Source organism: Pseudomonas sp. TH39(2020) (assembly GCF_016650715.1).
Lineage (GTDB): Bacteria > Pseudomonadota > Gammaproteobacteria > Pseudomonadales > Pseudomonadaceae > Aquipseudomonas > Aquipseudomonas mandelii_C.
Genome location: NZ_JAEKFF010000006.1, coordinates 1,251,110 through 1,277,091, shown reverse-complemented (window position 1 = coordinate 1,277,091; position 25,982 = coordinate 1,251,110). Strand labels below are relative to the sequence as shown.

At 56.7% G+C, this 25,982-nt stretch carries 16 protein-coding genes; 9 read left to right on the top strand and 7 right to left on the bottom strand.

Annotated features, from left to right (window positions below):
* Positions 1-11: 11 nt before the first annotated feature.
* On the bottom strand, positions 12-896 hold the full coding sequence (locus JFU47_RS13790) for a LysR substrate-binding domain-containing protein (RefSeq protein WP_201183557.1): 885 nt from the start codon (positions 894-896) through the stop codon (positions 12-14).
* A gap of 223 nt (positions 897-1,119) precedes the next feature.
* Between JFU47_RS13790 and JFU47_RS13785 the strand changes: the two genes are divergently transcribed.
* Entirely contained in the window at positions 1,120-1,884 is a 765-nt protein-coding gene (locus JFU47_RS13785; protein WP_123365162.1) for a sulfite exporter TauE/SafE family protein, read from the top strand.
* Here the strand turns inward: JFU47_RS13785 and JFU47_RS13780 are convergent.
* On the bottom strand, positions 1,874-2,188 hold the full coding sequence (locus JFU47_RS13780; protein ID WP_201183555.1) for a putative quinol monooxygenase: 315 nt from the start codon (positions 2,186-2,188) through the stop codon (positions 1,874-1,876). The genes JFU47_RS13785 and JFU47_RS13780 overlap by 11 nt on opposite strands.
* Before the next feature lie 160 nt (positions 2,189-2,348).
* On the opposite strand from JFU47_RS13780, the gene JFU47_RS13775 reads away from it, so the two are divergent.
* The 8 genes from JFU47_RS13775 (at position 2,349) to JFU47_RS13740 (ending at position 10,933) form a co-directional block, all read left to right on the top strand.
* Positions 2,349-2,939, top strand: coding sequence for an NAD(P)H-dependent oxidoreductase (locus JFU47_RS13775; protein ID WP_201183553.1), 591 nt, complete (start codon positions 2,349-2,351; stop codon positions 2,937-2,939).
* 57 nt (positions 2,940-2,996) lie between these two features.
* The gene (locus JFU47_RS13770; RefSeq protein ID WP_140681714.1) at positions 2,997-3,908 is read left to right on the top strand and encodes a LysR family transcriptional regulator; all 912 of its coding nucleotides are present in this window, start codon (positions 2,997-2,999) and stop codon (positions 3,906-3,908) included.
* Positions 3,909-4,011: 103 nt separating this feature from the next.
* Positions 4,012-4,905 carry an NAD-dependent epimerase/dehydratase family protein gene (locus JFU47_RS13765; protein ID WP_140895577.1) on the top strand — a complete coding sequence of 298 codons (894 nt, stop codon included), beginning with the start codon at positions 4,012-4,014 and terminating at the stop codon, positions 4,903-4,905.
* 222 nt (positions 4,906-5,127) lie between these two features.
* A complete protein-coding gene (locus JFU47_RS13760) occupies positions 5,128-6,573 on the top strand; it encodes a SulP family inorganic anion transporter (RefSeq protein WP_201183551.1) in 1,446 nt (481 codons plus the stop codon).
* Positions 6,574-6,759: 186 nt separating this feature from the next.
* Entirely contained in the window at positions 6,760-8,109 is a 1,350-nt protein-coding gene (locus tag JFU47_RS13755) for a GntP family permease (RefSeq protein ID WP_201183549.1), read from the top strand.
* 15 nt (positions 8,110-8,124) lie between these two features.
* The gene (locus JFU47_RS13750) at positions 8,125-8,985 is read left to right on the top strand and encodes a MurR/RpiR family transcriptional regulator (protein WP_201183547.1); all 861 of its coding nucleotides are present in this window, start codon (positions 8,125-8,127) and stop codon (positions 8,983-8,985) included.
* A gap of 1 nt (position 8,986) precedes the next feature.
* Entirely contained in the window at positions 8,987-10,444 is a 1,458-nt protein-coding gene (locus tag JFU47_RS13745) for an N-acyl-D-amino-acid deacylase family protein (protein WP_201183545.1), read from the top strand.
* A 120-nt stretch (positions 10,445-10,564) separates the two neighbouring features.
* Positions 10,565-10,933: a glyoxalase superfamily protein gene (locus JFU47_RS13740; RefSeq protein ID WP_140681704.1), complete on the top strand. Its 369-nt coding sequence runs from the start codon at positions 10,565-10,567 to the stop codon at positions 10,931-10,933.
* Between the two features lie 42 nt (positions 10,934-10,975).
* Here JFU47_RS13740 and JFU47_RS13735 read toward each other — a convergent pair whose 3' ends face one another.
* From JFU47_RS13735 to JFU47_RS33600, 5 genes are all read right to left on the bottom strand, one after another.
* Positions 10,976-13,777, bottom strand: coding sequence for an RHS repeat-associated core domain-containing protein (locus JFU47_RS13735; RefSeq protein ID WP_201183543.1), 2,802 nt, complete (start codon positions 13,775-13,777; stop codon positions 10,976-10,978).
* Positions 13,774-18,249 carry a SpvB/TcaC N-terminal domain-containing protein gene (locus JFU47_RS13730; protein ID WP_201183541.1) on the bottom strand — a complete coding sequence of 1,492 codons (4,476 nt, stop codon included), beginning with the start codon at positions 18,247-18,249 and terminating at the stop codon, positions 13,774-13,776. The genes JFU47_RS13735 and JFU47_RS13730 overlap by 4 nt, the downstream gene beginning before the upstream one ends.
* On the bottom strand, positions 18,246-22,433 hold the full coding sequence (locus JFU47_RS13725) for a Tc toxin subunit A-related protein (protein WP_201183538.1): 4,188 nt from the start codon (positions 22,431-22,433) through the stop codon (positions 18,246-18,248). Before JFU47_RS13725 ends, JFU47_RS13730 begins: the two co-directional genes overlap by 4 nt.
* Positions 22,434-22,468: 35 nt before the next feature.
* On the bottom strand, positions 22,469-25,015 hold the full coding sequence (locus JFU47_RS13720; protein WP_201183537.1) for a Tc toxin subunit A: 2,547 nt from the start codon (positions 25,013-25,015) through the stop codon (positions 22,469-22,471).
* Positions 25,016-25,246: 231 nt separating this feature from the next.
* Positions 25,247-25,960 (bottom strand): methyl-accepting chemotaxis protein, encoded by a 714-nt coding sequence (locus tag JFU47_RS33600; RefSeq protein ID WP_403144941.1) that lies wholly within the window; start codon positions 25,958-25,960, stop codon positions 25,247-25,249.
* Positions 25,961-25,982 lie beyond the last annotated feature (22 nt).

Genomic DNA, 25,982 nt, shown 5'->3' with positions numbered 1-25,982 from the left:
AAGTCTGCCCCTCAGGGGAGAGTCAAGGCATGCAGCAAGGCCTTGGCGTAACCGGGCAAGGCGGCGAACTCCCGAGCACAGAGCAACAGTTTGCGCGTGGCCCAAGGTTCTTGCAGGGCGAGACTCTTGAAGGATTGTTCGCCACGCCAGCGCTCAACCGCCGCGAGGGGCACGATCGCCAGCCCGGCCCCCCGAGCGACCATGCGCATCACGCCATCGAAACCGTCGGCGCGGATGCGGATTTGCATGCGTGACCCGGTGTGCAGCGCCTGTTCTTCCAGGTACACCGCCAACGCGCTGTTGGCGTTCAGGCCAACGTAGTCGTGGTGCAAGGTGTCGCTGAAGCTCACGCCCCCTGCGTGTGCCAAGAGATGATCGCGGGGGGTTATCAGCACCAGTGGATCGTCGCGAAACGGGCGGGTCTGCAGGTCATCGGTGTCCACGGCGTCAGAGACGATGCCCAGGTCTGCCGCACCTTGGCGCAAGGCGTGGGTGATGCGAGCGCTGGGCAGTTCTTGCAGATCGATGTCGAGGTTGGGGTGGCTGCGAAGAAAGTCCGCGAGCAACTCCGGCAGATATTCGGTCATCGCTGTGGTGTTACACAGCAGCCGCACCTGGCCTTTGACGCCGTTGGCGTATTCGGCCAGATCCTGCTGCATGCGTTCGGCCTGTTGCAGCAGGACACGGGCATGTTGCGCCAAGGCCTTGCCGGCCGGGGTCGGGCTGACACCGCGGCGACCTCGCTCGAGAAACTCGATCCCCAGTGAAGCTTCCATGGCGCGGATGCGCGCACTCGCCGCCGCCAGGGACAGGTGGCTGCGAGCGGCGCCGGCGGTGATGTTGCCGCTGTCGAGGATGTTCAGGTAGAGGCGCAGGTCGGTCAGGTCGAAGTGCATCGCAGCAAGCTCGGAATAGGTGTTGCCTGATAGGACGCTTTCGCGAGCAGGCTCGCTCCCACAGTAGACCGAGTCAGCCCGGACGACGCGGTCACCTGTGGGAGCGAGCCTGCTCGCGAAGGCGTCAGTAAAAACGACGAAGCCTTAAGCCTCTTGCTGAACAAGAGGCTGCCTCAGTATATGGCAGATTTTCAAGCAGCCAATCCAGGCTCACGATAGCGCCATGAATACTCTCGCCGCGTTCTATCAAAACCTCGGTCTTGCCCTTTCATTGATGGTCATCGCTACCTTTCTGCTGGCCGGCATGATCAAGGGTGTGATCGGCCTCGGCCTGCCGACCATCGCGATGGGTTTGCTCGGTCTGGCTATGGCCCCGACACAGGCTGCCGCGCTGCTGATCATTCCCGCGACGCTCACCAATGTCTGGCAACTGGCATTCGGCGGGCATTTACTGGGATTGTTCAAACGCCTGTGGCCGATGTTGCTGGCAATTTTCATCGGCACCGGGGCCGGCACGTTGTGGATCGGCATGGCCGGTGGTCATTGGGTCGTGCGGGGATTGGGCGCTGCGCTGTTGCTCTATGCGTTGAGCGGATTGTTTCTGCCGACCTTGCGTGTCGGCCGTCACACCGAGCATTGGCTCGGTCCGCTTTGCGGCCTGTTGACGGGCGTTATCACCTCGGCCACCGGCGTCTTCGTGATTCCGGCCGTGCCTTATCTGCAAGCGCTGGGCCTGAGCAAGGATGAACTGGTGCAGGCGCTGGGATTGTCGTTCACCGTCTCGACCCTGGCCCTGGCTGCCGGCCTGTTATGGCGCGGTGCGCTGGGCGGTGGCGAGTTGACGGCGTCGTTGCTGGCGCTGATCCCGGCGGTGCTCGGCATGTTGCTGGGGCAATGGCTGCGCCAGCGGATCAGCGCCGTGCTGTTCAAGCGTGTGTTCTTCATCGGCCTGGGCGTGCTCGGCGGCCACTTGTTGATCAGCGGGTAGCGGACGACGGGCTAAGCATCTCGATGGCGCGGATATCGAAATCCCGTTCCAGGTACTCATCGCGCTGGTCGAGGAATTGCTTCATGTGCGGCAGGTTCGAGTGCACGTCCAAGTGAGCCTGGGACTGCCAGATCTCGTAGAAGATAAACAGCGTCGGGTCCTGTTTGTCGCGCAACATGTGGTACTCGATGCAACCGGGTTCGGCGCGGCTCGCTTCCACATAAGCGCTGAAAAACGCTTCAAAGGCGTCAGATTTTTCCGGGCGGGTCTTGGCGTGCAGGATGAAGCCTTGCAGTTCACTCATCAGAAATTTCCTCAAATTCAAAATCGGCGCAAGTGTATGGCAACAATCGCCTGTCGATTCGTGCGTATTGGTCAAATGAATTTTGTGAATCCGGCGCTTATTCCGCGCGAGGCAGATCGATACTCTGCCGCCATCGAATTCCAACCTTCCGAGACCTTTCATGAAAAAAGTCCTGTTGCTCAATGGCGGCAAAAAATTTGCCCACTCCGATGGCCGCTACAACGCCACCCTGCATGAAGCCGCGCTGAGCGTGCTGGATCGCGGCGGTGTCGACGTGAAAGCCACCTTCATCGACGAGGGGTACGACGTCGCCGAAGAAGTCGCCAAATTCCTCTGGGCCGACGTGATCATTTATCAGATGCCCGGCTGGTGGATGGGCGCGCCCTGGACCGTGAAAAAGTACATCGACGAAGTCTTCACCGAAGGCCATGGCAGCCTTTACGCCAGTGACGGTCGTACCCGTTCCGATGCCTCGCAAAAGTACGGCAGTGGCGGCCTGTTGCAAGGTAAGCAGTACATGCTTTCGCTGACCTGGAACGCACCGCAGCAAGCCTTCGACGACCCGACCGATTTCTTCGAAGCCAAGGGCGTGGACGCGGTGTACTTCCCGTTCCACAAGGCCAACACCTTCCTCGGCATGACCGGCTTGCCGACATTCCTGGCTGTCGATGTGATGAAACGCCCGAATATCGAGGCTGATGTGGCGCGCTATGAGCAGCATTTGACCGAGGTGTTCGGTCTGCCGGCGTAAGGTTCCTTTTGCCCCGCATCCAGCTACTATCAAGCCAGTTTTGAATGAGGGGCATCCGTGAAAGCCAGATCCGATGAGTTGCAGATTTTCGTCTGCGTGATTGAGTGCGGATCGATTTCCGCTGCGGCCGAACAGGTCGGGCAAACGCCTTCGGCAGTCAGCCGTACGCTGTCGCGGCTGGAGGCGAAACTCGATACCACGCTGATCAATCGCACCACGCGGCGCATGGACCTGACCGAAGAGGGCAAGTACTTCTTCGAGCACGCCAAGCTGATTCTCGATCAGATGGACGAGCTTGAAGAGCGCCTGACCTCACGTCAGCAAACCCCGTCCGGGCGTCTGCGAATCAATGCCGCATCGCCGTTCATGCTGCACGCCATCGTGCCGTACATCGACGAGTTCCGCCGGCTCTATCCGGACATCCAGCTGGAACTCAACAGCAACGATCTGATCATCGATTTGCTCGAGCAAAGCACCGACATCGCCATCCGTATCGGCACGCTTGCAGACTCGACCTTGCATGCCCGCTCTCTGGGTTGCAGTCCGCTGCACATCGTCGCCAGCCCGGCTTACCTGGAAAAACACGGCGTACCTGCGCAGGTGGCAGACCTGGCCGGGCATACGCTGCTGGGCTTTACCAACAACGAAGGCCTCAACCAATGGCCGCTGCGCTACGTGCATGGCGACCGCTGGCCGATTCAGGCTTCAATCAGCGCCTCCAGCGGCGAGACGATCAGGCACTTGGTGCTGGAAGGTCAGGGCATTGCCTGCCTGTCGCATTTCATGACGATTGATGACATCCGCGCCGGACGTTTGCAGGTGCTGCTGGCGGATTTCAACAGCGGCTATCGTCAGCCGATCAACGCGGTGTACTACCGTAACTCGCAACTTGCGCTACGGATTCAATGCTTCCTGGACTTTATCCAGGGCAAATTGGCGGCTTACGCGAACGCGGATTTCAAGGGCTGATTCGTGACCCCTGCGCAAGAGTGAATTGGGCAACGCTGTCTGTTTCCGCAGGCATCGGTCCTCGATACTGGCTGCATCACTTATTAACGCAGGGAGTCTCTCCATGAACGTATTCGTAACCGGCGCTGCAGGTTTTATCGGCGGCTCCATCGCCACGGGTCTGGTCCGTGCCGGCCACAAGGTCACCGGTCTGGTGCGCAGCGCCGAACAAGCCAATGAACTGAGCGCTCTGGGCATCACCCCGGTGCTCGGCACGCTTGACGACAGCGCATTGCTGGCCGAGCAGGCCCGCGCGGCCGACGCCGTGATCAACGCCGCCAGCAGCGACCATCGCGGCGCGGTAGAAGCGATGCTCGATGCACTTCGCGGTTCCAACAAAGTGTTCCTGCACACCAGCGGTTCGAGCATTGTTGGCGATGCGTCGGGCGGCAAATCCAGCGACGTTATCTATTACGAAGACAACCTGCCGGCACCTACCGTCGACAAGGCTGCTCGCGTGGCCATCGACAACCTGATCCTCGCCGCAGCGAAGGACGGGGTGAACTCGGCAGTGATCTGCAACACCCTGATTTACGGCCACAGCCTGGGCGTCAAACGTGACAGCGTGCAGCTTCCACGTTTGCTGAAACAGGCGCGTAAAAGTGGGGTGGTCCGGCATGTCGGTACCGGCCAGAACATCTGGTCCAACGTGCACATCGAAGACGTGGTCTCCCTGTACCTGCTGGCGCTGACCAAAAACGTACCGGGCACCTTCTACTTCGTCGAAAGCGGTGAAGCGTCGTTCATCGACATGACCACTGCGATTGCCCAAGCGCTGAAGCTGGGTGAGCCACAAGATTGGCCGCTGAAGGACGCCGAAGCCGAGTGGGGTTATGAAATGGCCAACTATGGCCTGGGCTCCAACAGTCGGGTTCGCGGTAAAAAGGCGCGGGAGTTGCTGGGCTGGGCGCCGAAGCGGACATCGGTGATTGAATGGATTCGTGACGAGATGGTTTGAGTTCGCTCTAAACCGCTTCATCGTTCATCGTCGGAACGCCGCCCGGAGCCGGCTCGCTCCCACAGTGGATCTTCGTCGTACACAAAATCTGTGTCGAGTGCAGATCAAATGTGGGAGCGAGCCTGCTCGCGATTGCGTTTCTGACGACCCAACAACTGGCCGGGCCGCCCTCAATTCCGTAACATCCGCCCCCTCTTTTCCCGCCTGTATTTTAGGTCAGCCATGAAACCCAAACATCTGCGCGCCGATACCCTGGCCGGGCTCACCACGTCTTTCGCTCTTCTACCCGAATGCATCGCCTTCGCGCTGGTTGCGCACCTCAATCCATTGATGGGGCTTTACGGCGCTTTCATCATTTGCACCCTGACCGCGCTTTTCGGTGGGCGACCGGGCATGGTGTCCGGCGCTGCCGGGTCGATGGCCGTGGTGATTGTTGCGTTGGTGGTGCAGCACGGCGTGCAGTACTTGCTGGCCACCGTGCTGCTGGGTGGGTTGATCATGCTGGCGTTCGGGTTGCTGAAGCTTGGCAAGTTGGTGCGCATGGTGCCGCACCCGGTGATGCTCGGCTTCGTCAACGGTCTGGCGATCATCATTGCCCTGGCGCAGCTGGAACACTTCAAGAGCGGTGACGTCTGGCTCAGCGGCACGCCGCTGTACTTGATGGCAGGGCTGGTTGCCGTGACGATGGCCATCGTTTACTTGCTGCCGCGCCTGACGCGCGCCGTGCCGCCGGCGCTGGTGGCGATTCTGGGCGTTGGACTGGCGGTTTATCTGCTCGGTCTGCCAACCCGCACCTTGGGTGACATGGCGCACATTGCCGGCGGTTTGCCGACCTTTGCGCTGCCAGACATTCCCTGGAGCCTGGAAACCCTGCGCATCATCGCTCCTTACGCGATATTGATGGCGTTGGTCGGCTTGCTGGAAACCCTGCTGACCCTGAACCTCACTGACGAGATCACCGAGAGCCGTGGTTACCCGGATCGCGAGTGTGTGGCGCTGGGGGCGGCCAACATGGTCTCCGGGCTGTTTGGCGGTATGGGCGGTTGCGCCATGATCGGGCAAACCGTGATCAACCTCAGTTCCGGTGGTCGCGGTCGGCTGTCCGGTATTGTGGCCGGTGTGCTGATTCTGCTTTTCATATTGTTTTTGTCGCCGCTGATCGAACGCATCCCGCTGGCCGCGTTGGTTGGGGTCATGTTCGTGGTGTCGCAGCAGACGTTCGCCTGGGCCTCGCTGCGGGTGTTGAACAAAGTGCCGCTGAATGATGTGTTGGTGATCATCGCGGTAACGGTCATTACGGTGTTCACCGATCTGGCCACCGCCGTGCTCTGCGGGATCATCATTGCGGCGCTCAACTTCGCCTGGCAGCAGGCCCGCGAGCTCTATGCCGACAGTCATCTTGAAGTGGACGGCAGCAAGCTCTACCACCTGCACGGCACGCTGTTCTTCGCCTCGACCACGCCTTTTCTCAACCAATTCGACCCCGCCAACGACCCACCCGTAGTGACGATCGATTGTCGTCACCTGAGCTTCGTCGACTACTCGGCGATAGCCGCGCTAAAAACGCTGCGTGAACGCTACGCCAAGGCCGGCAAGCACCTGCGCGTGCTGCACTTGTCCGAACGCTGCAAGAAACTGCTCAAACGCGCTCGCGTGAATCACGACTAACACCAATCCCGGCAGGTGTGATGAAAATCTACCTGCCTGATTTTCATGACCTACGACCTCCCATACCTCTGCGCGACATCCCTTATCCCTCCACGAAAATTACTTTCACCTCGTTTGAAAATCACACCTCGAAATGTTTTATGAGTTTCACAACCCATTCGACGTGACCCTTTCGAGGAGTACCGCATGACACCGTCCTTCGGCTATTGGCTGCTGGTTTACGCCGCCATCGCCATCATCGCGTTGATCGTTCTGATCGCCCGTTACCGACTCAATCCGTTCATTGTCATCACCTTGGTGTCCATCGGCCTGGCGCTGCTGGCCGGGATGCCGCCGTCGGGCGTGGTGGGGGCGTACGAAGCGGGCGTCGGCAAGACGCTGGGCCATATCGCGCTGGTGGTCGCACTGGGCACGATGCTCGGCAAAATGATGGCCGAGTCCGGCGGCGCCGAGCAGATGGCGCGAACGTTGATCGACCGCTTCGGTGAGAAAAATGCGCACTGGGCGATGGTCTGCATCGCTTTCCTTGTAGGACTGCCGCTGTTCTTCGAGGTCGGTTTTGTACTGCTGGTGCCGATCGCATTTACCGTGGCGCGGCGCGTGGGCGTGTCGATTCTGATGGTCGGTTTGCCGATGGTGGCCGGGCTCTCGGTGGTCCACGCGCTGGTGCCGCCACACCCGGCGGCGATGCTGGCCGTGCAGGCCTATCAGGCCTCGGTGGGGCAGACTTTGCTCTACGCGATCCTGATCGGGATTCCGACCGCGATCATCGCCGGTCCCTTGTACGCCAAGTTCATCGTGCCGCGCATTCAACTGCCGGAAGATAACCCGCTGGAGCGTCAGTTCCTTGAGCGTGAACCGCGCGACAGCCTGCCGGGTTTCGGCATCACCATGGCGACCATTCTGTTGCCGGTGGTGCTGATGCTGGTCGGTGGTTGGGCCAATCTGATTTCCACGCCGGGCAGCGGTTTCAATCAGTTTGTGTTGTTCATCGGCAATTCGGTGATCGCCTTGCTGCTGGCGACCTTGCTGAGCTTCTGGACGCTTGGCCTGGCCCAAGGCTTCAACCGCGAATCGATCCTCAAATTCACCAACGAATGCCTGGCGCCGACCGCCAGCATCACCTTGCTGGTGGGCGCGGGCGGTGGCTTGAACCGGATTCTGGTGGACGCTGGCGTCACCGACCAGATCGTCAGCCTGGCCCAGGTATTCCACCTGTCGCCGCTGTTGATGGGCTGGCTGTTCGCTGCATTGATGCGCATCGCCACCGGATCTGCCACGGTGGCCATGACCACCGCGTCGGGCATCGTCGCGCCGGTGGCCATTGGTCTGGGTTATCCCCATCCAGAGCTGTTGGTGCTGGCGACAGGCGCGGGGTCGGTTATCTTTTCCCACGTCAATGACGGCGGTTTCTGGTTGATCAAGGAATACTTCAACATGACCGTCGCCCAGACCTTCAAGACCTGGACGGTGCTCGAGACCATTATCTCGGTCGTCGCCTTCGGTCTGACCGTTGGCCTTTCTTATCTGCTTTAGCCGGAGCCGCCCGCCATGGACATCCTCTACCAGATCCGCGCCCGTCAGGATTCCTTCAGCGCGGGTGAAGGACGCATCGCTCGGCTGATGCTCGACGACGTAGGATTTGCCTCCGCCGCCAGTCTCGATGAGCTGGCGCTGAGAGCGGAAGTCAGCACCGCCACACTCTCGCGTTTTGCCCGCACCGTTGGCTGTCGCGACTTGCGCGATCTGCGCCTGCAACTGGCTCAAGCCAGCGGTGTCGGCAGTCGCTTTTTGGACCCGGCGGGCACGCCCGAGCAGTCGGCGTTTTACGGGCAGATCGTTGGCGATATCGAGTCGACCTTGCGCCAGCATCTGTCGGCGTTCGACGAATCACGTTTCGCCGATGCGGTGAAGCTGCTGGGCAAGGCGCGGATGATTCACGCCTTCGGCATGGGAGGTTGCTCGACCTTGTGCAGTGATGAATTGCAAGTGCGGCTGGTGCGATTCGGCTACCCGATCTCGGTGTGTCACGACCCGGTGATGATGCGCGTCACCGCCGCCAGCCTTGATGCCGAGCGCGCCGTCATTGCCTGTTCGCTGACCGGCCTAACGCCCGAACTGCTCGAGGCCGTCGAGCTGGCGCGCAGCTACGGCGCACGAATTGTCGCCATCACCCGGGCCGACTCGCCGCTGGCGCAATTGGCTGATGTGCTGCTGCCGCTGCAAGGTGTCGAAACCTCGTTCATCTATAAACCCACGGCGGCGCGCTACGGCATGTTGCTGGCCATCGACGTACTCGCCACCGAGCTGGCGCTGGCCAATCCTGAAGACAATCAAGAGCGTCTGCGGCGGATCAAACTCGCCCTGGACGATTACCGCGGCGGCGACGATCACTTGCCGCTGGGAGACTGACATGATGTACGACACGCTGATCCGCAACGCCCTGATTATCGATGGCAGCAACGCGCCCGGTTATCCCGCCGACGTGGCGATTCTGAACGGCCGCATCGAGCGTATCGGTAACTTGCACGATGCCAGCGCCACCGAAGAAATTGACGCCGCCGGTCGCGTGTTGGCACCAGGTTTCATCGACGTGCACACCCACGACGACACCGTGGTGATCCGCCAGCCGCAAATGCTGCCCAAGCTCAGCCAGGGCGTGACCACGGTGATTGTCGGCAACTGCGGGATCAGCGCTTCTCCGGTGAGTTTGCGCGGCGATCCGCCCGACCCGATGAACCTGCTCGGCACCGCCGCGGCGTTTGTTTATCCAAGGTTCAGCGACTACCGCGCCGCCGTCGAAGCGGCGAACACCACGCTGAACGTGGCTGCACTGGTCGGTCACACGGCGCTGCGCAGCAACCACCTCGACGACCTGTTTCGAACCGCAACACCCGATGAAATCACCGCGATGCGCGAGCAACTGCGCGAGAGTCTTGAGGCCGGAGCGTTGGGTCTGTCCACGGGGCTTGCCTATGCCAACGCGTTCTCGGCTTCCACCGATGAAGTGATGCAATTGACCGAAGAGCTGACCGCCTTCGGCGCGGTCTACACCACCCATTTGCGCAGCGAATTCGAGCCGGTGCTGGAGGCCATGGACGAAGCATTCCGGATTGGCCGCCACGCGAAATCGCCGGTGATCATTTCCCATCTCAAATGCGCAGGCGCGGGTAACTGGGGGCGCAGTCCGCAACTGCTAGCGTCCCTCGAACACGCGGCGAAAACCCACCCGGTAGGCTGCGACTGTTATCCCTATGCGGCAAGTTCATCGACGCTGGACCTCAAGCAAGTCACCGACGCTCATCGCATCACCATCACCTGGTCAACGCCGCACCCTGAAGCGGGTGGCCGTGACCTGATGGACATCGCCGCCGAATGGGGCGTGCCGCTACTTGACGCCGCTCGACGCCTGCAACCGGCCGGCGCGGTGTATTACGGAATGGATGAGGCGGATGTACGAAGAATCCTCGCGCATCCGCTGTCGATGGTCGGCTCTGACGGTTTGCCGGAAGACCCGTTTCCGCATCCTCGTTTGTGGGGCGCTTTCCCACGGGTGCTCGGGCATTTCAGTCGCGACGTGGGGCTGTTTCCGCTGCACACCGCCGTACACAAGATGACCGGGTTGTCGGCGGCGCGATTTGGATTGAAGGAACGTGGCGAAATCCGTGAAGGACATTGGGCGGATCTGGTGTTGTTCGATCCTGTGACCATCCGCGATGTGGCGGATTTCAATGATCCGCAACGGGCGGCGGAAGGGATTGATGGGGTGTGGATCAATGGTGTTTTGAGTTACAGCGAAGGTCAGGCAAATGGAAGAAGGGAAGGGCGGTTTCTGGCGCGGCAAGGGGACTTGCGTGATGGATTTCAGTAAGCATTCCGAGTGCTGCGTCACAGTGATGGCACATTGAAACTAAAGAAAGCCATTACCAAGCCGAAGCGCTGACATCTCGCCCGGCTACACTCTGGGCCTTATCAGTCTGGGAGCAACTCCATGAGCTTCGGCAAAACCACCCCGGTCCTGCGGATTTTCGATGAAACCAAGGCATTGGAGTTCTACGTCGACTTCCTGGGGTTCAAGATCGACTGGCAACATCGCTTCGAGCCGAATTTTCCGCTGTACCTTCAGGTTTCCCGAGGAGAATGCGTGCTGCATTTGTCAGAGCATCACGGCGACAGCTCGCCGGGTTCGGCACTACGTATCGAGACGGACGAGCTGGAGGCGTTTCAGCAGCAACTGCTCGCCAAGGAATACAAGTTTTCGCACCCACAGATCCAGGCCATGCCCTGGGGGAGCCAGGACATGACGATCAGTGATCCGTTCGGGAATCGGTTGGTGTTTACCAATGCGATCAGTGTTTGAACGGATTGGGCTTTTGGGAAGCGTTTCAGTCAGGCCACGCTGTCAATGTCCAGGGCCGTTTATTTGCTGTACGCGAGCGTTATACGCTGCGTAATTTATGGGCGTGCGATGGGTCCAGACCTGGACCGATTTGGGAATGATGCCGCTGCAATTTAAGCAGGCTATAAATGGCTTTGGCGCGTGCGGACCGATTAATTTAGTGGTGGAAAGATTCGTATTCGAAAGCATTCTTTCAGCCTTGTCCGGGAAGAGAGCAACAATTGAGTTCAGCGCCCGCACCTCGCCATGAGCCCCTGGTCCTCCGGTCAGTATGGGAATGATCCCGTCACTGTGCTCGATATGCTTTTCAATTAAATCGCGGGTCCATTGCTGGAGTTCATGGGCGTTCGCGGCTGTTCTGCTTAGTGTTGGGTGCTCCTCCAGCATATCCAGACTTATTGTTATTCTTTGAAGCCGGTCATCTTTCGTGGCGCTATATCGACTGGCCAAATCTGTCATGTAGTCAGCCGTATTACCGATCTTGTAGCTTCCGAAGCTCAAGTAGAAGTCAGGGCTTGTGGCGGTGCCTGCATAATTGTTATCTACCCCGGAGTAATTCCGCGGGCCAGATCTTGGCCCATTCAAGTTGTAGAACCGGCTGGCGTTCACGATCCCCTCATCCCGCTCATCCCAAAAGTCGGCAGTAGAGTGAACAACAAGATCTTTCAGACTATTTTTGCTGAGGCCGAATTCGGGATCACGTCCACCGGCATCTTCGGTTGGCTTTTTCTGTTTCTTTGCTGTGCCGCCCGCGTTGGCATTCGCAGTCGTTACGATTTTTTTCGCAACTTCATCCTTTAGCCACGGGGTAGTGAAATCAATGAATTGTATTTTGCCCAACCCTTGGTGATCGATAAATCTAACGGGGTTATTCCCCACCATGGCGTACAGATTCAACCCGTCCACCGGGCCAGCCGGATCGGGGCTGATCCAGCGCTGCAACCACGGCGCGTAATACCGATGACCGTAGTAATACAGCCCACTGGCATCGCGCTCCTTGCCGGAATACCGGATGGTTCGGTAGTCGGCCTCCACGGCCGAGCGGGACGCTACCCATGCCGTTCCTCCATACGGCAAGTAACTCTCCTGACTGATCAGCCAGGCCTTATCGTCGAGTTCGATTGAACTTGAACCCAGATGATCATCGAGGCTATAGCGCAACTGGTTTGCCGCGATGCCGTCCGGCCGACCTTTGGTCCAGTGCAGGTAGCGAACATTGCAGCGCCCGGCTTGCAGGGTGATGACTTCCAGTCTTTCGTTATGGCGGGTACGAATTTCGAGGCCCGGCAGATAGCGGACCTCTCGGGTGTGAGTCACCGACGCGGCATGGGTTGTGTGGATTTTTCGTACGCGTTGCCCGTTACTGTCGTAGCAATAACGTTCATCGTCATCAGGGCCATCCTCACGCGTCACCAGCACTACGTTGTCAAGTTGATCGCGTATGTTCCATTGCAGCGATCGGCCGGGTTGCAGTGCTTGCAGATTGCCGTTTGTATCGAATGTTGCGGTCACACCGGGCGTTGAGTCGCCCTTGTTCCAGGACAAGAGGCGATTGCTTGCCGCTGCAACGTTCAGCGTCCGGGTGTAGTTATTGCGATCACGCACATGGCGCAGTTCGGTCAAGTTACCACCCGCGTCGTACTCGTACTGTTCTGAAAAGTTGAACAGTTGCAGCGCATCAACAGGTGCCCTGCTGGACATGGGGAGGTGGGGTTGGTTGTTCGGTCCCGCTGCTTCACGACCTGTAGCGCTGATCAGTTGATAGAGGCTGTCGTAGGTAAACGTGCTGACGGCTTCAACCTTCTGGTTACTGCCGAACTGTGCCGGCTGGGCTTTGTCTTCGATTTTCGTCACATTGCCCACGGCGTCATAGGCGTAGTGAAGATCTTGCAAGATGCTCGACGAAACGGATGCGCTGAGTGAGGTCAGTCGACCGCTGGCCGGGTCGAACACTGCACGGCTGATAACATCATTCCCGGCAGTCTGGGATTCAACCTGACCAAACGCGTTATAGCGCAGATCCTTGAAGATGATCTGTTCAGTCGTCGCCTCCTTGATCAACAGGCTGACGGCCTTGAGCTGGCCGGATACGTCAAACGAGAAGCGCAGTCGATGTCCGCCTGCATCGATCTGTTGTATGGATTGTCCCAGTGCGTCGTACTGCCAGATCGTCGCATGTCCTTTACTGTCTTCAAGCAGGCTGTCACATGCTTTCTCGTCAGCCGGCCAGTTTGGTCGATCGGCGTTGCGCAGGAAGTGCCGCGTATGGCCAAGGGGTTTGGCGCAGATCGCGTGTCCTTCAGTAATCAAGGTGCCGGCGCAGTCATCATGACGAGTCAGCTCTCCACACAGATTACGTGATGCGTTCTGTGGAGAGCTGTCGCCGTAGGTCATACGCTCGACTACGTTCAGGGTATCGCCTGCTGCTTGTTCCTGGATGCTGACCGGCCTTAGTTGGTCGTCGTAGTGGGTGTGCCGAACATTGCCGCGCTGGTCCCAGTTACGCACTATGTGTCCTGCGTCTGCGGGTAGATTGACCTGCCACCCGGCGTCAACACTGTCTGTCTGTAACAATCTGCCGGACAGGCTGTAAATGCTGCTCAGATTGGCCCTGGACTCGCCGTGGGACAGTCGTGGATCCCACTGCGCAACCAGACGCCCCGCAATGTCATGCAGTTGGCGCGTTATCCTTGCCTGTGCTGTTGCGGCCGCGTCGCTACGCCAGTAAGCGACATGCCGGGTTGTCAGACCTCGGCTGTCGACCGCGGTCAGCGTCGGTGTCTTGCTATGCAATTGCGCGCTCATGCGGCACCTCCGGAAATGGCAGGTGTCTTGGGCGTGATCTCTTCGAGCGTATCGTTCTCGTCCTCCTCAACGGTGTACCAGGGATGTCGGGTTTGCCGCCGCATATAGGAAAGGTCGCCTTGTCTGGCGAGTCGTGTGCAGGCTGGTCGGCCCAGCGCATCGTAAAACTGCAGGTCGTAGTGGCCGAACTGCCGCAAGGACACATCGTTGATGTACTGATGGTGATTGGCAAAGTACGGCCGGTAAGTGCGGATCGCCAATCCCTTGTTGTTGTATTCAACCCGTTCGCTGATACGCCAGCGCATAGCTGACACCAGCTCGAGCGGTTTTCCATTTTCAAGCGTCAATCCACCCTTGGCGTCGACAACATAAGCGGTCCCTGATTCAACCAATTGCTTGCTTTGCAATGTTCGGCCGAAGCCATCAAGGCAAGTAACGCTGATGTGGATTTGTTGCTGCTTGTCGTCGGGGTAACGATCGGCGACCAGGGTGGCGACGTGTATCGGCTCACGGGGCGACTTGTCGATTTCGATCTTCAATTTCTCATCATCGGCAGAGTGCTTCTCAAGTGCCGCCAGACGATCTCGGGCACGATTGCAAATAAACCCACCGGGCAGCAAATCGCCCTTGGTTATGCAGCGCGCCAGCCAATCAGCCTCTTTCATGGCCGCCTCCGAGATGCATCCCATCCAGCTGAACGGCGCTGAAAATGTGGTGCTGGCGGCTTTCTGTAACGCTTTTTTACCGTCTGCGATGGCATCGCCGGGCCTGGTGAATGTCGGGCGCTTGTAATCAGCAATCGGTTTGAAACCTGTGGGTTTGTTGCCTTCGGTGCCGTAAAAACTGTTGGCCAGCAACCGGCCAAAGCTGTTGTAGAGAGCTTCCTGGACGTTGCCGTTCGGGTCGACGATGCGCAGAGGTAGAAGCGAACGATAGTCGTAGGTTGCTTGAGTGGCACAGCGATCGGGCAGCCTGAACTCAGTGATCAGACAACAATGCTTGTCATAGAAAACCTTGGTCACGCCTTGGCTCTTACTCGCTTGGAAACTCTTTATTTTGTAGAAGCCCGCCAAAGTGGCGTAGGTCGAAAAAGAGCTTTTGACCGACCAGAATTTTTCTGAGGACGCCGAAAAAAAATCGGTCATGCGCTGATAGCCAATTTGTTCGATCAGCTCTTCTGTGGGGCGACTCGCCTGCGGCAATACGTCGAAAGCAGTCAGGGCCGTTTCGTCGAGCTCGGCAGTTTCCAGATAGTCGGCAAGGGCTTCGAAGTGCGCGACACCCTCCTCGAGGGTTTCTGCGGTTGAGGTGTTCTTATAGCGCTGCACCGAAAGGCCAGTCAGAACACTCTGGTGGGTCCAGGCTGATTCCTTTACCCGTTCGAGGAGTTTTTCGTACGTCATGTCCTTTGCCGGCAGCCCTCCATTCTCGGGCGCCTTGGGTCGTTTCTGTGCCCGGGTGCGCTGACGATAGGGCAGGCCCAGTCGCCATCCTTGGGGCGCATCCAGATGGATGAACTCGGCGCGGGTTTCGCTCAGGTAGTAGAACTGTTGCGCCGGATCATGCGCATCGTGCCACCATTGTTGTTGATCGGTATCGCTGAAGGGCGGGGTGTCGTCGGCGGCTTTGCGTCTGGCGTAATGGACACTCACGCTGTGGGTCAGAGCGCCGTACGGGTCATGCCGCAGATTGAAGGTGTGCTGACATTGCGGGTCATCAGCGATGCCTTCGTATTGATAGCTGATGGATTCCAGCGCCAAAGGCAACATCCGGGCGTAGTGCCGTTTGCCTTGCGGCACTTGCAGCAAGCGAACCCGATAGCGGTTTTCCTGGACAGAATAGAGCGTGCTGATTCCTGAGCGCTCATCGATGCCAAAGACTTCGCTGCGCAGCACTTGGCCACTCAGGGCGCGTGCCATTTCCAGGGTTGTCGACAGGTCTGGCGAATCGATTACAGCGTCACTGTCAGTCTCGGACCGGTATTGGCAAAGCAGCGATTTGCCCGGTTCCACAGCGTGTTTGTCAGTGACGTCGAAACCGTCACGGGGCATGTCCACCGCTTGTCCCGTATGGAACCAGCTCTTTGTCAGGCATGGCGTTGTAAAACCTTGCAGTGGGGTATCACTGGGGGGCGTTTCACTGTCGACCTGTAGCAATAAGCCGAAGCCGCGAAACTCCCGCTCGATACCATCGTAGTAGCCTTGGCGATAGGAAAAACTCTGGGTCAGGCGATTGCCAGTGATCTCGTCGAGTTGGGTCTTTTTCGAGACCACATGCATGGCAAATGGTATGTGACAGATGGGAGGTTTGCCGGCTTTGATTTTCTCCGCTTTCTCATCCAGCCATTCCTGCGCCGAACTGCGATAACTGATGCAGTTTGCGGCGCCCATATTGTTATTGGCGCCGATGAGCAAATAGGGTTTTGCACTGACGAAATCGTAGCGCCAATGGCGGGGCGTCATGTTCGGCGTGCTCAGTATCAGGCTGGAGCAGCCGAGCCCTTGAAGGCTGTCGAAGCTCACCTGACATAAACTGTTGAAGCGAACACCCTCTGGCCAGGTCAGCCTGACCGGCGGAGCAAAGCTGTTGCCGCTGCGGTTCATATAGATAAGCGCATGCTTGGACTCCAGGTAAATCAGGTCGGTAGCACCAGAGCCGTCCAGATCCGCCAGACGAATACGCGAAGCGTCGAACGCCTCGTATGCAATGCCCGGCGACCCGAGCACGAGACCTTTGCCGAAACGCCCGCGGCCCAGGTTTGGCCAGCACGTCACTTCGTTGTGACGTATGCGTACCAGGTGTTGTTGACCACTGCCGAGCATGTCGCTGAAGGCAACCAGTTCGCCGGGTGAAGACGTCAGCACGGGAAGGTCGTCTTCATCCTTTTTACGAGGCACTTCGACAGCGGGGGCGAAGCCTTTCTTGCGCCGGTTGGCGTACAACCGGACGCTTCGGGGTCCTATCATGGCGAGGTCGCTGAGTCCGGCACCCATCAGGTCGGCCAATTGGCTTTTTCGCTGGAAAAACTCAATCGGGAACGCATCGAACGTGGCAAATCCTGACCACTTTCGCTCGGCATCAAGCGAGAAAAACCCGCTTGACTTCGGCTGGGCAGTGATCAAGTCCAATCGACCATCGCCAGTCAGATCGCTCAGTGACTGAAACGCCATCCTGGCGGATGCAGCCGTCGGTACTGCGGGGACGACGCGCAGCTGGTCGTAAGCCACCTCGTTGCTTTTGGCTTTGGCGCGAATGGGTTCGCGGTAGTACCAGCCAGCGCTATCCCGATACAGCACACCCGCCAGACCTTCGCCGTACAGGTCCACCAATTGATAACGTTGCCCGTCGTTGAGACCGGTCATGTTCTGAAACGGCTGCCAGGTGCTGGAGGTTGCCGGTAGTTCAAAGGCGCTGTAGGTGAATTCCATGGGCGGGCGGTTTTCGGCGGTCGTCGACTCTGCGTAAGCCTGCTCATGGGCGGCGCTCAGATGCTGATACCCCAGAGGCGTCTGTCGGTAATCGATTAACAGGCGTCTGACCAGAACCGGATCGTTACCCAGCTCTGCGGGAAAACGATGGAACATTAGCACCTGGCGGCACAGGCGATGTGTGCGTATTTCAAAGCCATAGGCGAAACTGGAAAAAGCGTCGCTGCGTGTTAGCCATTGCTGTCCGGCGTACGCCGGTTTCTCTTGATAATCCAGGCTGCGTTCGCCGTAGTCGAACACCAGTTCGAAGTGCCATTGCACCGTTTTCAGCTGATCCGGTTTCCATAAATACAGCTGCGCGTCGGCCTTGAAATTGCCATAGCTCACGCTGCTCAGGTAGCGCTGCGCCTTTTCTGCCGTGTACTGGTAGAGAATGTGCTCGCCGTGCGGGTTCACGCTTTCCTCCAGCAACCATTCGGCAACACGGTTCGCATCCTCGGGATCGGCGCGACGCGATGCCGGTTGTCTGCCGAACACGTGAAGGCTGCCATCGGCACCGTGCACCAGCCAGAAACCCGGTCTGTCGTTTTTGGAAGACCAGTGTTCGATTCGGTCAAAGCTTTTTTCGAGGCGCGGGAAGTGGCGTACCACGGTGTAGGTCGTATCCAGTTGCAGATCGTTGTAGCGAGTAATGTTGGTTGTGAGCGTGCCCTGAGCGCCTTGCTCGGGCATCCACACCACTGCGCCGGGGCCGACGATCTCGTCATCGTCGGCATAGGCCGGCACACCTTTGCTGGTGCGTCGCGCCACGACAGGCAAAGAAACTCCCCAGCCGATGCCAAACTCACTGTTACCGACTGAACTGCCATAGCTCAGCGACAAGTCAGGTGCGAAGCCGCGTCCCGGAGAAATGGGTAAGGCGACTTCATACGAGGCAGCACCCTGGGCGCCGATATCGCCAAAACCCTTGCCGATGCTTTGAATGGCGCCCCCGCCTTTTGGCAGTACAGGAGCGGCGACGGACATTGTGCCTTGTTCACTCATCGCGAAACTCCAGGCCTTTTGGCCGTGTATTTCACATGCACGATGATGTCGGTCAGCGAATCAAGCATGGCTTTCTGCGCCGTGTGGTTCGGGAAGGTCAGGCGCCACGTTGAAATCGCCCCGGTGTATTCGAAAGGCAGGTAGCGTTCATCGAGGAGGTTGAGAGTGAACAGGCCGCTATCGTCGTCTCCGGTGGAAAGCGCGACTTGTTGTTTAACGCGCGGATCCTTGATGCTCGGTCCTTTGGTATCGGTAGACAGGTACATCGAACTGGACGTTTGAGTCAGCGTTGCCCTGATGTTTTCGTAGGGGCTCACAATGCCCGGTATCGTCACGCTGAGGGTCTTGATACGCCGCAGGTAATGTCCTTGTCCCTTCCAGTCGTCTTCAAACATTTTATGGGTCAGTTCGAAATCACAGCTCCCTTCCTCTATGAGCGAGGTGTGAATCTGCTCCCAGGTCCGATTGATCTTGCTGGTCTTGTCCTTATCCCTGAGAGTTCTCAGGGATACGGTTTTAGTGATTTCCAGGCCGCGACGGTTAGCCTTCAGGAATTCGGCCTGCATTGTCACCAGGCGGCTCTTGAGGCTCTCACCTGCTGAAAGACCACGGTAAGTGGTGTTCCACTTCCCGGGTTGAATGAACCGTCTGGTGTAGTCGGCGCACTCGTATTGCCAGCAGGCCTCGGCGGCCAGGCATAAGTCCAGCGCCACTTCATAAGCCTGTTCATACAACGTTGAAAATTGATTGTTGAGCCATTGATAAAGCTGCTTGTTGGTAAAGCGCTTGCGGAGAAAGTCGTGGTTGTCTCGGGCATGGCTCAATGCTGTTTCAGCCTGTTTCAGCTGCAGGCGAGTGACCTTTTCCTGCTCGGCAGATTGCGCGATTTGTGCCGTGATCTGTGTCAGCTCAAGTTGTGCCTGATTACGATTCAACGCCCACTCCTCCCGACGGCGAGCGAACTGTGCATTACGGTCGAGGTTGCTCGCCTCGGAACGAGCCTGCGTAGCTCGCAGCTGTGCGAGAGCGCTGGTGGCATAGGCTGTCCCTTCCCAGCGCGAACCACCGTTGGCGACGCCAAAGATGTTTGGAATCAGCATCAGGCCGCCTGCGACGGCCTGGGCGGATGCTGAAGCCATTTCTTCGGTGGCGCTGCTCAAATACAGTCGACCAGCCTCGGCTTCTTCCGGGGTTACATCTTTCTCCAGTAATTGCTCGTAGTGCTTCAACCGCCCGAGGGTGACTTGTTTGCCAGTGTTTAAAAACTCACGGTTTTTACTATCAACGCTGAGCGCCTGGGTTTGTAACGCGACGGAAATTTTTGCCATGTCCCAGGCTTGTTGTTGCTGCTGCTCTTGCAGATGAGCCTGTTCCTGGCGTTCGATCAGCGACAATAGCGTGGAACCGAACTGGATCACGCTGTCTACCGCACTCAACGCCTGACTGTGCATGGCGTTGAAGCGATAGTGCCAGAGCGCAGGTTTGTGTAATTGCGAATTGGCGCCATAGGAGACGCCCGACGCACGGAGGCTGACCAGAACTTTCGGGTCCATGGGCGCCGCGAACAATGGCAAACGCAACGGCTTGCCGCTGATGTCGATGTTGTGTCGCAGGTTGTACAGGCGACTCTCGACAATGTCCCAGCGTTTGAGTAGCTCCGGGTTGAACGGCACGCGCAGGCTCGAAGTCTGGATAGCAGGCAGCGCCTCTCGTACGTCTCCTCCTGGGAGCCTGATCGAGCCATTGGCGTTCAACAGGTTCAGTGTCTTCTTAAGTGCACGGCGCTTCTCGGTGTGGTTCGCGCTCAGTGCTTTCAAACTGATGGACGACCATTGATCCGCCCATTGAATAACCGGGCGCGAGCCAAGAAGAGTCGATGCTCGCATATACCAAAGCTTTGCCTCGACGAGACTATCTGGCGTCAATTCCCGGTACGTGGCATCGCCCCGATTGATCAAGATGTCGAGATAAAGCAAGTAAAGCGCCTTGCGAGCGTGCACTGGGTAGCTTTGGGAAATCATGTGCGGATCATGCGGGGCGCGAGCGGCATAGGAGGGCACGTCGGTGCCGGTCAAGGGCACAGTCTTCCAGCATTCGGACAGTCTTCGGCCCGGATCGAAGAGGTATTTGATCCAGCGTTCGGCCTCGACGTATCGCCCTTCCGCGTTTAATCGATGTGCTATCAACCAAGGTAAATTAAGGAACAGCTCTGCGTAATAGCGGCCGTTGGGGCCGTGAAAGTCCATGGATTGATCAGAGTCGCCATTAGATATTTTCGGTTCCCGCAACTGTTGTGTTTCCCGGCTGAACAGTTCATCCAGACTGTTCTCGGCACGACCGGTCAGCTCGGTGGCAAGCAAGGTATTGAGTCTGATGGGTTGACGATCTACCAGACCGATATCGCTGTGCAGTATCAATGAGTCTGAAAAATCGAGATATTGCACTGAATTATTATTTGAAAGTTTTGGAGTGCTAAAACGATCCGCCGTACTAACTTCAATGCCCCCGCCAAACCAATGCTCGTCATTTTCATGTATTGTTAAACCATATTGGAATATTTCAGTGGTTCTAATTAGGTTGCAATTTTCAAAATGGAAGTGGTACGAATCCGTCCCTGAGATAAGAGGGGTGGTTTGAACGAGTTGGGGCATTGCTGACTGTTGAACTACAAATAAAGAAGCTGCTTGCGAGTTTGAAATTAAGTCCGGATTTAGATTCAGGTAAATGATTGTTTCTGAACTATGCATCGCGTAATCTACTTTGTAGTATATTGAGTCAGTTGTCAATAATGGTGTCTGGGTAGGGGCAGGTTTTATGGTTCCATGTTTCGTGTGATTTGTTTCCTGCTTTGATTGCAGGTAGAAAACAGGTTTGGATAACTCGTTTATAGGGTGTTTGTGAATGTTGTATGCAAGTTTGTAATGCGGAAGTGAAAGAGGCTCTAGTATGTTGTAGCTCCGAGAGGGAGGGCCAGGGATGTGAGTAAGATTTTTATTAATGCTTGCGGAACTTAAAAAGAGAGGGGTGTTGTTTTGCTTGTGCTCATAGCGATTCCACCCGTCGTAAACACCGTTTGTATAGGACGTCCTTGGCAGCATTAATTCTGCTTGCTCGCCATACAATACGATGGCAAGGAGCAGAACGTCTTGTGAATTCTCTCTGTTTTGGACGGCTACCGTATTTATACGTGATTTTATTTTGTCTGGGTGCAGGTCGGATAATGGAGTTTCTTCGATAGGGCGTGATGTGTGTTTGCCAAGCAAGCCATTATTGACATATTCGTTCAAGACCGTTTGCGGTGAGCTCCAGGTGTCGTTAGTCTTTTTGTAGCAGTAACTCATCAACAGTTGGGGGTCTCTTCTATTTTCTGTTACGCCCGCCGGGTCTTGATGAATGCACTGGGCCCAGGTAACGAACAGCCGATTATTGAACCAGACAGGGCGAATGGTGTGTTCGATGGCGTCGTGCGGAATAGGGATATCTGCTTTTTCCCAGTCCGACCATGCGTACGGTTCGGGATGGTCCTGTTTGACACGTTTTCCACTTGCGGTTTTCTCGCCGTTATATGGCCGTTCGGCCATGTTCAGTGAGCGCCAGAAATAAGTATGCCCGGAGCGTGATTTGGCAATGAAATAGTATTTGCTATTGGCGAAATCCGTGCCGTCAATATACCCATTGAGAATGTTTAGATTGGATACTTCCTCAAAGCGCGTCAGGTAAGATTTTACGGCCGACTCAATGGCCTCAGGTTGAATCCGGCTTTGGTTTATGTCGTTTTTCAGTTGTTTGAAATTATCGCTGTCCGTGTTTCTGAGGCTTGGATCGAGGTAAATCTCAGGGTAATACAATAGTTTTTGGTGGCCCGCCCAGATTGAGTAACGACGCATTTCGTCGGTCCAGGTCTTTACTCGCTCAGGCGTTTTAGTCGCTGGGCCGTAGCCGGGCTCCATGTCATGCAGAATGCGGTAAGTGTATTGCTGCAGGCTGGCAATGGCACACGCAACGGGGGAAGTGCGAACACGCTGGCTAACCTGTACATCAAGCAACCAAAACTCGCTGAGATCCTCGACAGTCTTTAGCTTGAGTGTCTTTTTGGTGGTGTCGGAGGGCACAACTTTCTTCAAGTAATACGCCAGCTGAACATCGCGCAGGGTTTCATCAAGTTTTGTTAGTGCATCGTTCATATTCAATCCTTGAATATTTGCAAAAGAAAGGCGTGTCAGAAATGAGCCGCGATCAGGGCTTCCCCAACGGTTTTCCAGTCTGCGGCGGGTTTTTCGGTGTTTAACGAAGCTGCCAGTTTCAGGTTGTTGACCGACAGGCCTGTCTCTTCGCAGCATTTTTTGCAGCGTATGACCCAATCCACTTCTTCCATTGATCGGGCGCGCTGGTGCGGCAAATCGGCAGTCAAGGTACCGACCTCTTCAATCGTCCAGTTCAGGAGCTCAGCCAGTGAGGTGTTGGAATTGTTAATTGCCACAGCGTCCGACTGTCCATTGGCCTGTTCTAGGTAGTTCAGAAGCCTGGTTTCTGCTTGTACATGGTGGTGGGTGCAAGTACTGAATCGATCAAGCAGATACAGCGTATGGGGCGTCAGTGTCCCGCTGTTGCCGTGTGCAAGCCATGCCGGGTTATTCAGCAATTTCAGTAATGAGGCATTGCTTATCAACAGCGCCTGTATTGCCTCGGTAGCGCGCAGTGCGCTTGCGAATAACCGTGGTTTTTTCCCGGAGACGAACGTCTGCGGAGTCATTTCATCGAAAATCGCGACTTCGGAAGTCTCGGCCAATTTCATCGCGCACGGGACTTGTTCCCTGGTAAGAGCGGCCACATCGTGCAGAAGTTTTTGCACCAGAAAAACTTTTTTCTCATCCGTGTCATGCGGACTGTTTTGAACGGTTTTAATTTGATCTTCCAGTGTCGGGTTCAACGCCAGTTCGTCCTGGGTTTTATCGAGTAAGCGGCACCATTGCTTGACCGAATAGTTATTTTGCTTGAGCCAGTCAACGGCCCAATCCATCGCCATCAGTACGTCGAAAATGTCGCTTTCGGAACTGCTTTCCGCCTTTATGGTCCCTGTCACCAACGACTTACAGAATGCTTCGCCCCCCAGCAATCGTGCCAAGTCTGTGCATTCAGAAGGTGACAAGCCAAACATCTGGGCGATTCGTGCCTGACGGTAAATGGCAGAGGCGCTCGAGAGATCATGTTTGAATGACGTCAGGTGTTTCTTGCTTTGTCGCGCGATAAGTAGAAAGTCATCCTGTGTGACACTCGAATCTAGCCCCGCTTTTAAAAAGTGTAGTGTCGCCAGGGATTCAGGGGCGTCGATATCAATGTCTTTCCCATTGTTTTCTATCAGAGGGCTCGTGGATGGCTTGGTTTTACTGAATACCTGATCGAACAATGATTCGCGATCACCGCAGGAGTAAGTTGGCATGTTGTGGTAAAGCGAAGCAAACTCTTCTGGCTTGATGCTAAAGCGCTTGTTCATGTAGTGATACACGCCGAGTGCCCGTAACATGTTGCTGTTCATGCCACGATGTATGCCCGGTGCCGACAGGTCGACGTTAGTAGTTAAAGTGTCAAGCTCGGCGAAGGAAATATCTGTCCAGCGGTGCAGTCGGATCATTCGTAGCATGCGATCCAAACGGTGTGTGTTTAAGTTGTAAAATTTCTGGTCCGCCGCAAAAACTTTACCGTCTGATTTTCTATTAATGTACAGGCAGCCATAAAGATGGCGAGCGGACCATAAGTTATGAATTGACTCGTTTGGGAAATATTTACCGTAAGCCAGTAATTGTTCAATCTGATCGCCTGTCAGTCCGGTTAACTCCTGGAAACTATTGACGCTCCACAAAAGATGGTAGTTTTCAGAGCCGTAGGCATTCCATGCCACATCGTCACCGTACGGCGCGGTGAGCAGTTTCTGTTGTTCCGGACTTAAACCTGATAGCAGTTTTTGAGACTCGGCTCGCGTTCTCGAAGTTCCTCCATAAGTCGAATTTACTCCCGAGAACGGCAGTTCAAGACTGACCCGATAATTAAACTCACCCAGCGCCGGCTTATCATCGCCCAACGCGAGCAGGCATTTGTGATGATGTAAATCGTAGGGCAACTGAAGCGGATAGTGCTCGCTGGCCAATACCTCTTGAACGGTCTTTTTGTTGTTGGTTTTATCCAGATGTTGTTGGATATGAGTCTTCAAGGTGTCGTTGACGATGCTCCGCGTCGGGCGTTCAACGAAAGTGCTTTGTGCGTCCAGCATTAATGCCGGGAGATCAGGGCGGCGTTGTTCCAAGGTGATTTTGTTTGAGTGTGTAGATGATTTTTCCAGTTCAAGGGCAAACCGATACAGCGCCCTCAGATAGGCCGCGGGAGAGTTGTTGGCCGCTATATTGCCTTCATGGCAAAACTGGTCCCAGTTTTCCTTGAACAGCGATTGATAGGTGATGGGTACGGATGCCTGTTCGGAATCTGCGTTTCGTCGGTTACGCTGTATAACGTCGTCGGACGATACCTGATGCTCGTAATACAGACGATTAATCATGTGTGCACATGCAACCGCGTTGTCATAGATCTGCTGTGCATCGGCAGCGCTGTGCAGTGCTAGCGCATTAGCAAAATCTTCCGGCGACATGCTGACGATGTCGAACACCGAGTCAATCTGCATATTCTGCATAGCTGTTTTGAATTCGGTGTTTGTTCCGTCTTCGCTGGAAGTAGGGTCAACGAGTGGGTACAGAAGGGCGTCGTTATCGTCCATGTGTTGTGTATCTCCTGATCGAACAGAGTGTTCCGGTCAGAAGAAACTACAGAAGCTAGCAGCACGGGGAGATAGGAGGACTGAGATTGATCCGTATGAAAAGACGATTTTTCGTGCGGGTTCTTAGGGGAGGGATGCAGGTTTTTCAGGCAGATGCCGATGGCAGGCTCGTTGCCAATGGCTCCCACCTTGCGTGGGAGCCTTGGCAAATATGAGTCATAGGGGTGAGGGTTAAACCCTGAAGTGGCTAACCATCATCTGCAACTGATTGCCCAACCGCGCCAGTTCAACACTGGACGCAGCGGTTTCATCGCTGGCGGCGGCAGTCTGTTCGGACACGTCGCGCACGTTGATGATGCTGCGGCTGATCTCTTCGGCCACGGCGCTTTGCTGTTCGGCGGCGGCAGCGATCTGCTGGTTCATCGACTGGATGTTGGACACCGTGCGGGTGATGTTTTCCAGTGACACGCCAGCCTTGCGGGTCAGCGCAACGCTGCTGTCGGTCAGGGCGCGGCTGTTGTTCATCACGGCGGACACTTGTTGTGTGCCGTTCTGCAGACCGGCCACCAGGCCTTCGATTTCTTCGGTGGATTTCTGCGTGCGCTGAGCCAGGCCACGGACTTCGTCGGCAACCACGGCAAAGCCACGACCGGCTTCACCGGCACGGGCGGCTTCGATGGCGGCGTTGAGCGCCAGCAGGTTGGTCTGTTCGGCCACGGCCTTGATCACGTCCATGACGCTGCCGATCTTGTCGCTTTCCTGTTGCAGCACGCTCATGGCTTCGGTGGAGCGTGCCACTTCGGTGGCCAGGCGCTCGATCTGGGCGATGGCTTCGTTGACAACCTTATCGCCTTCGCGGGCTTCGCCGTCAGCAGCGGCGGCCGCCTGGGAGGCTTCTTCGGCGTTGCGCGCAACTTCCTGCACGGTGGCAGTCATCTCGTGCATGGCGGTCGCCACTTGATCGGTT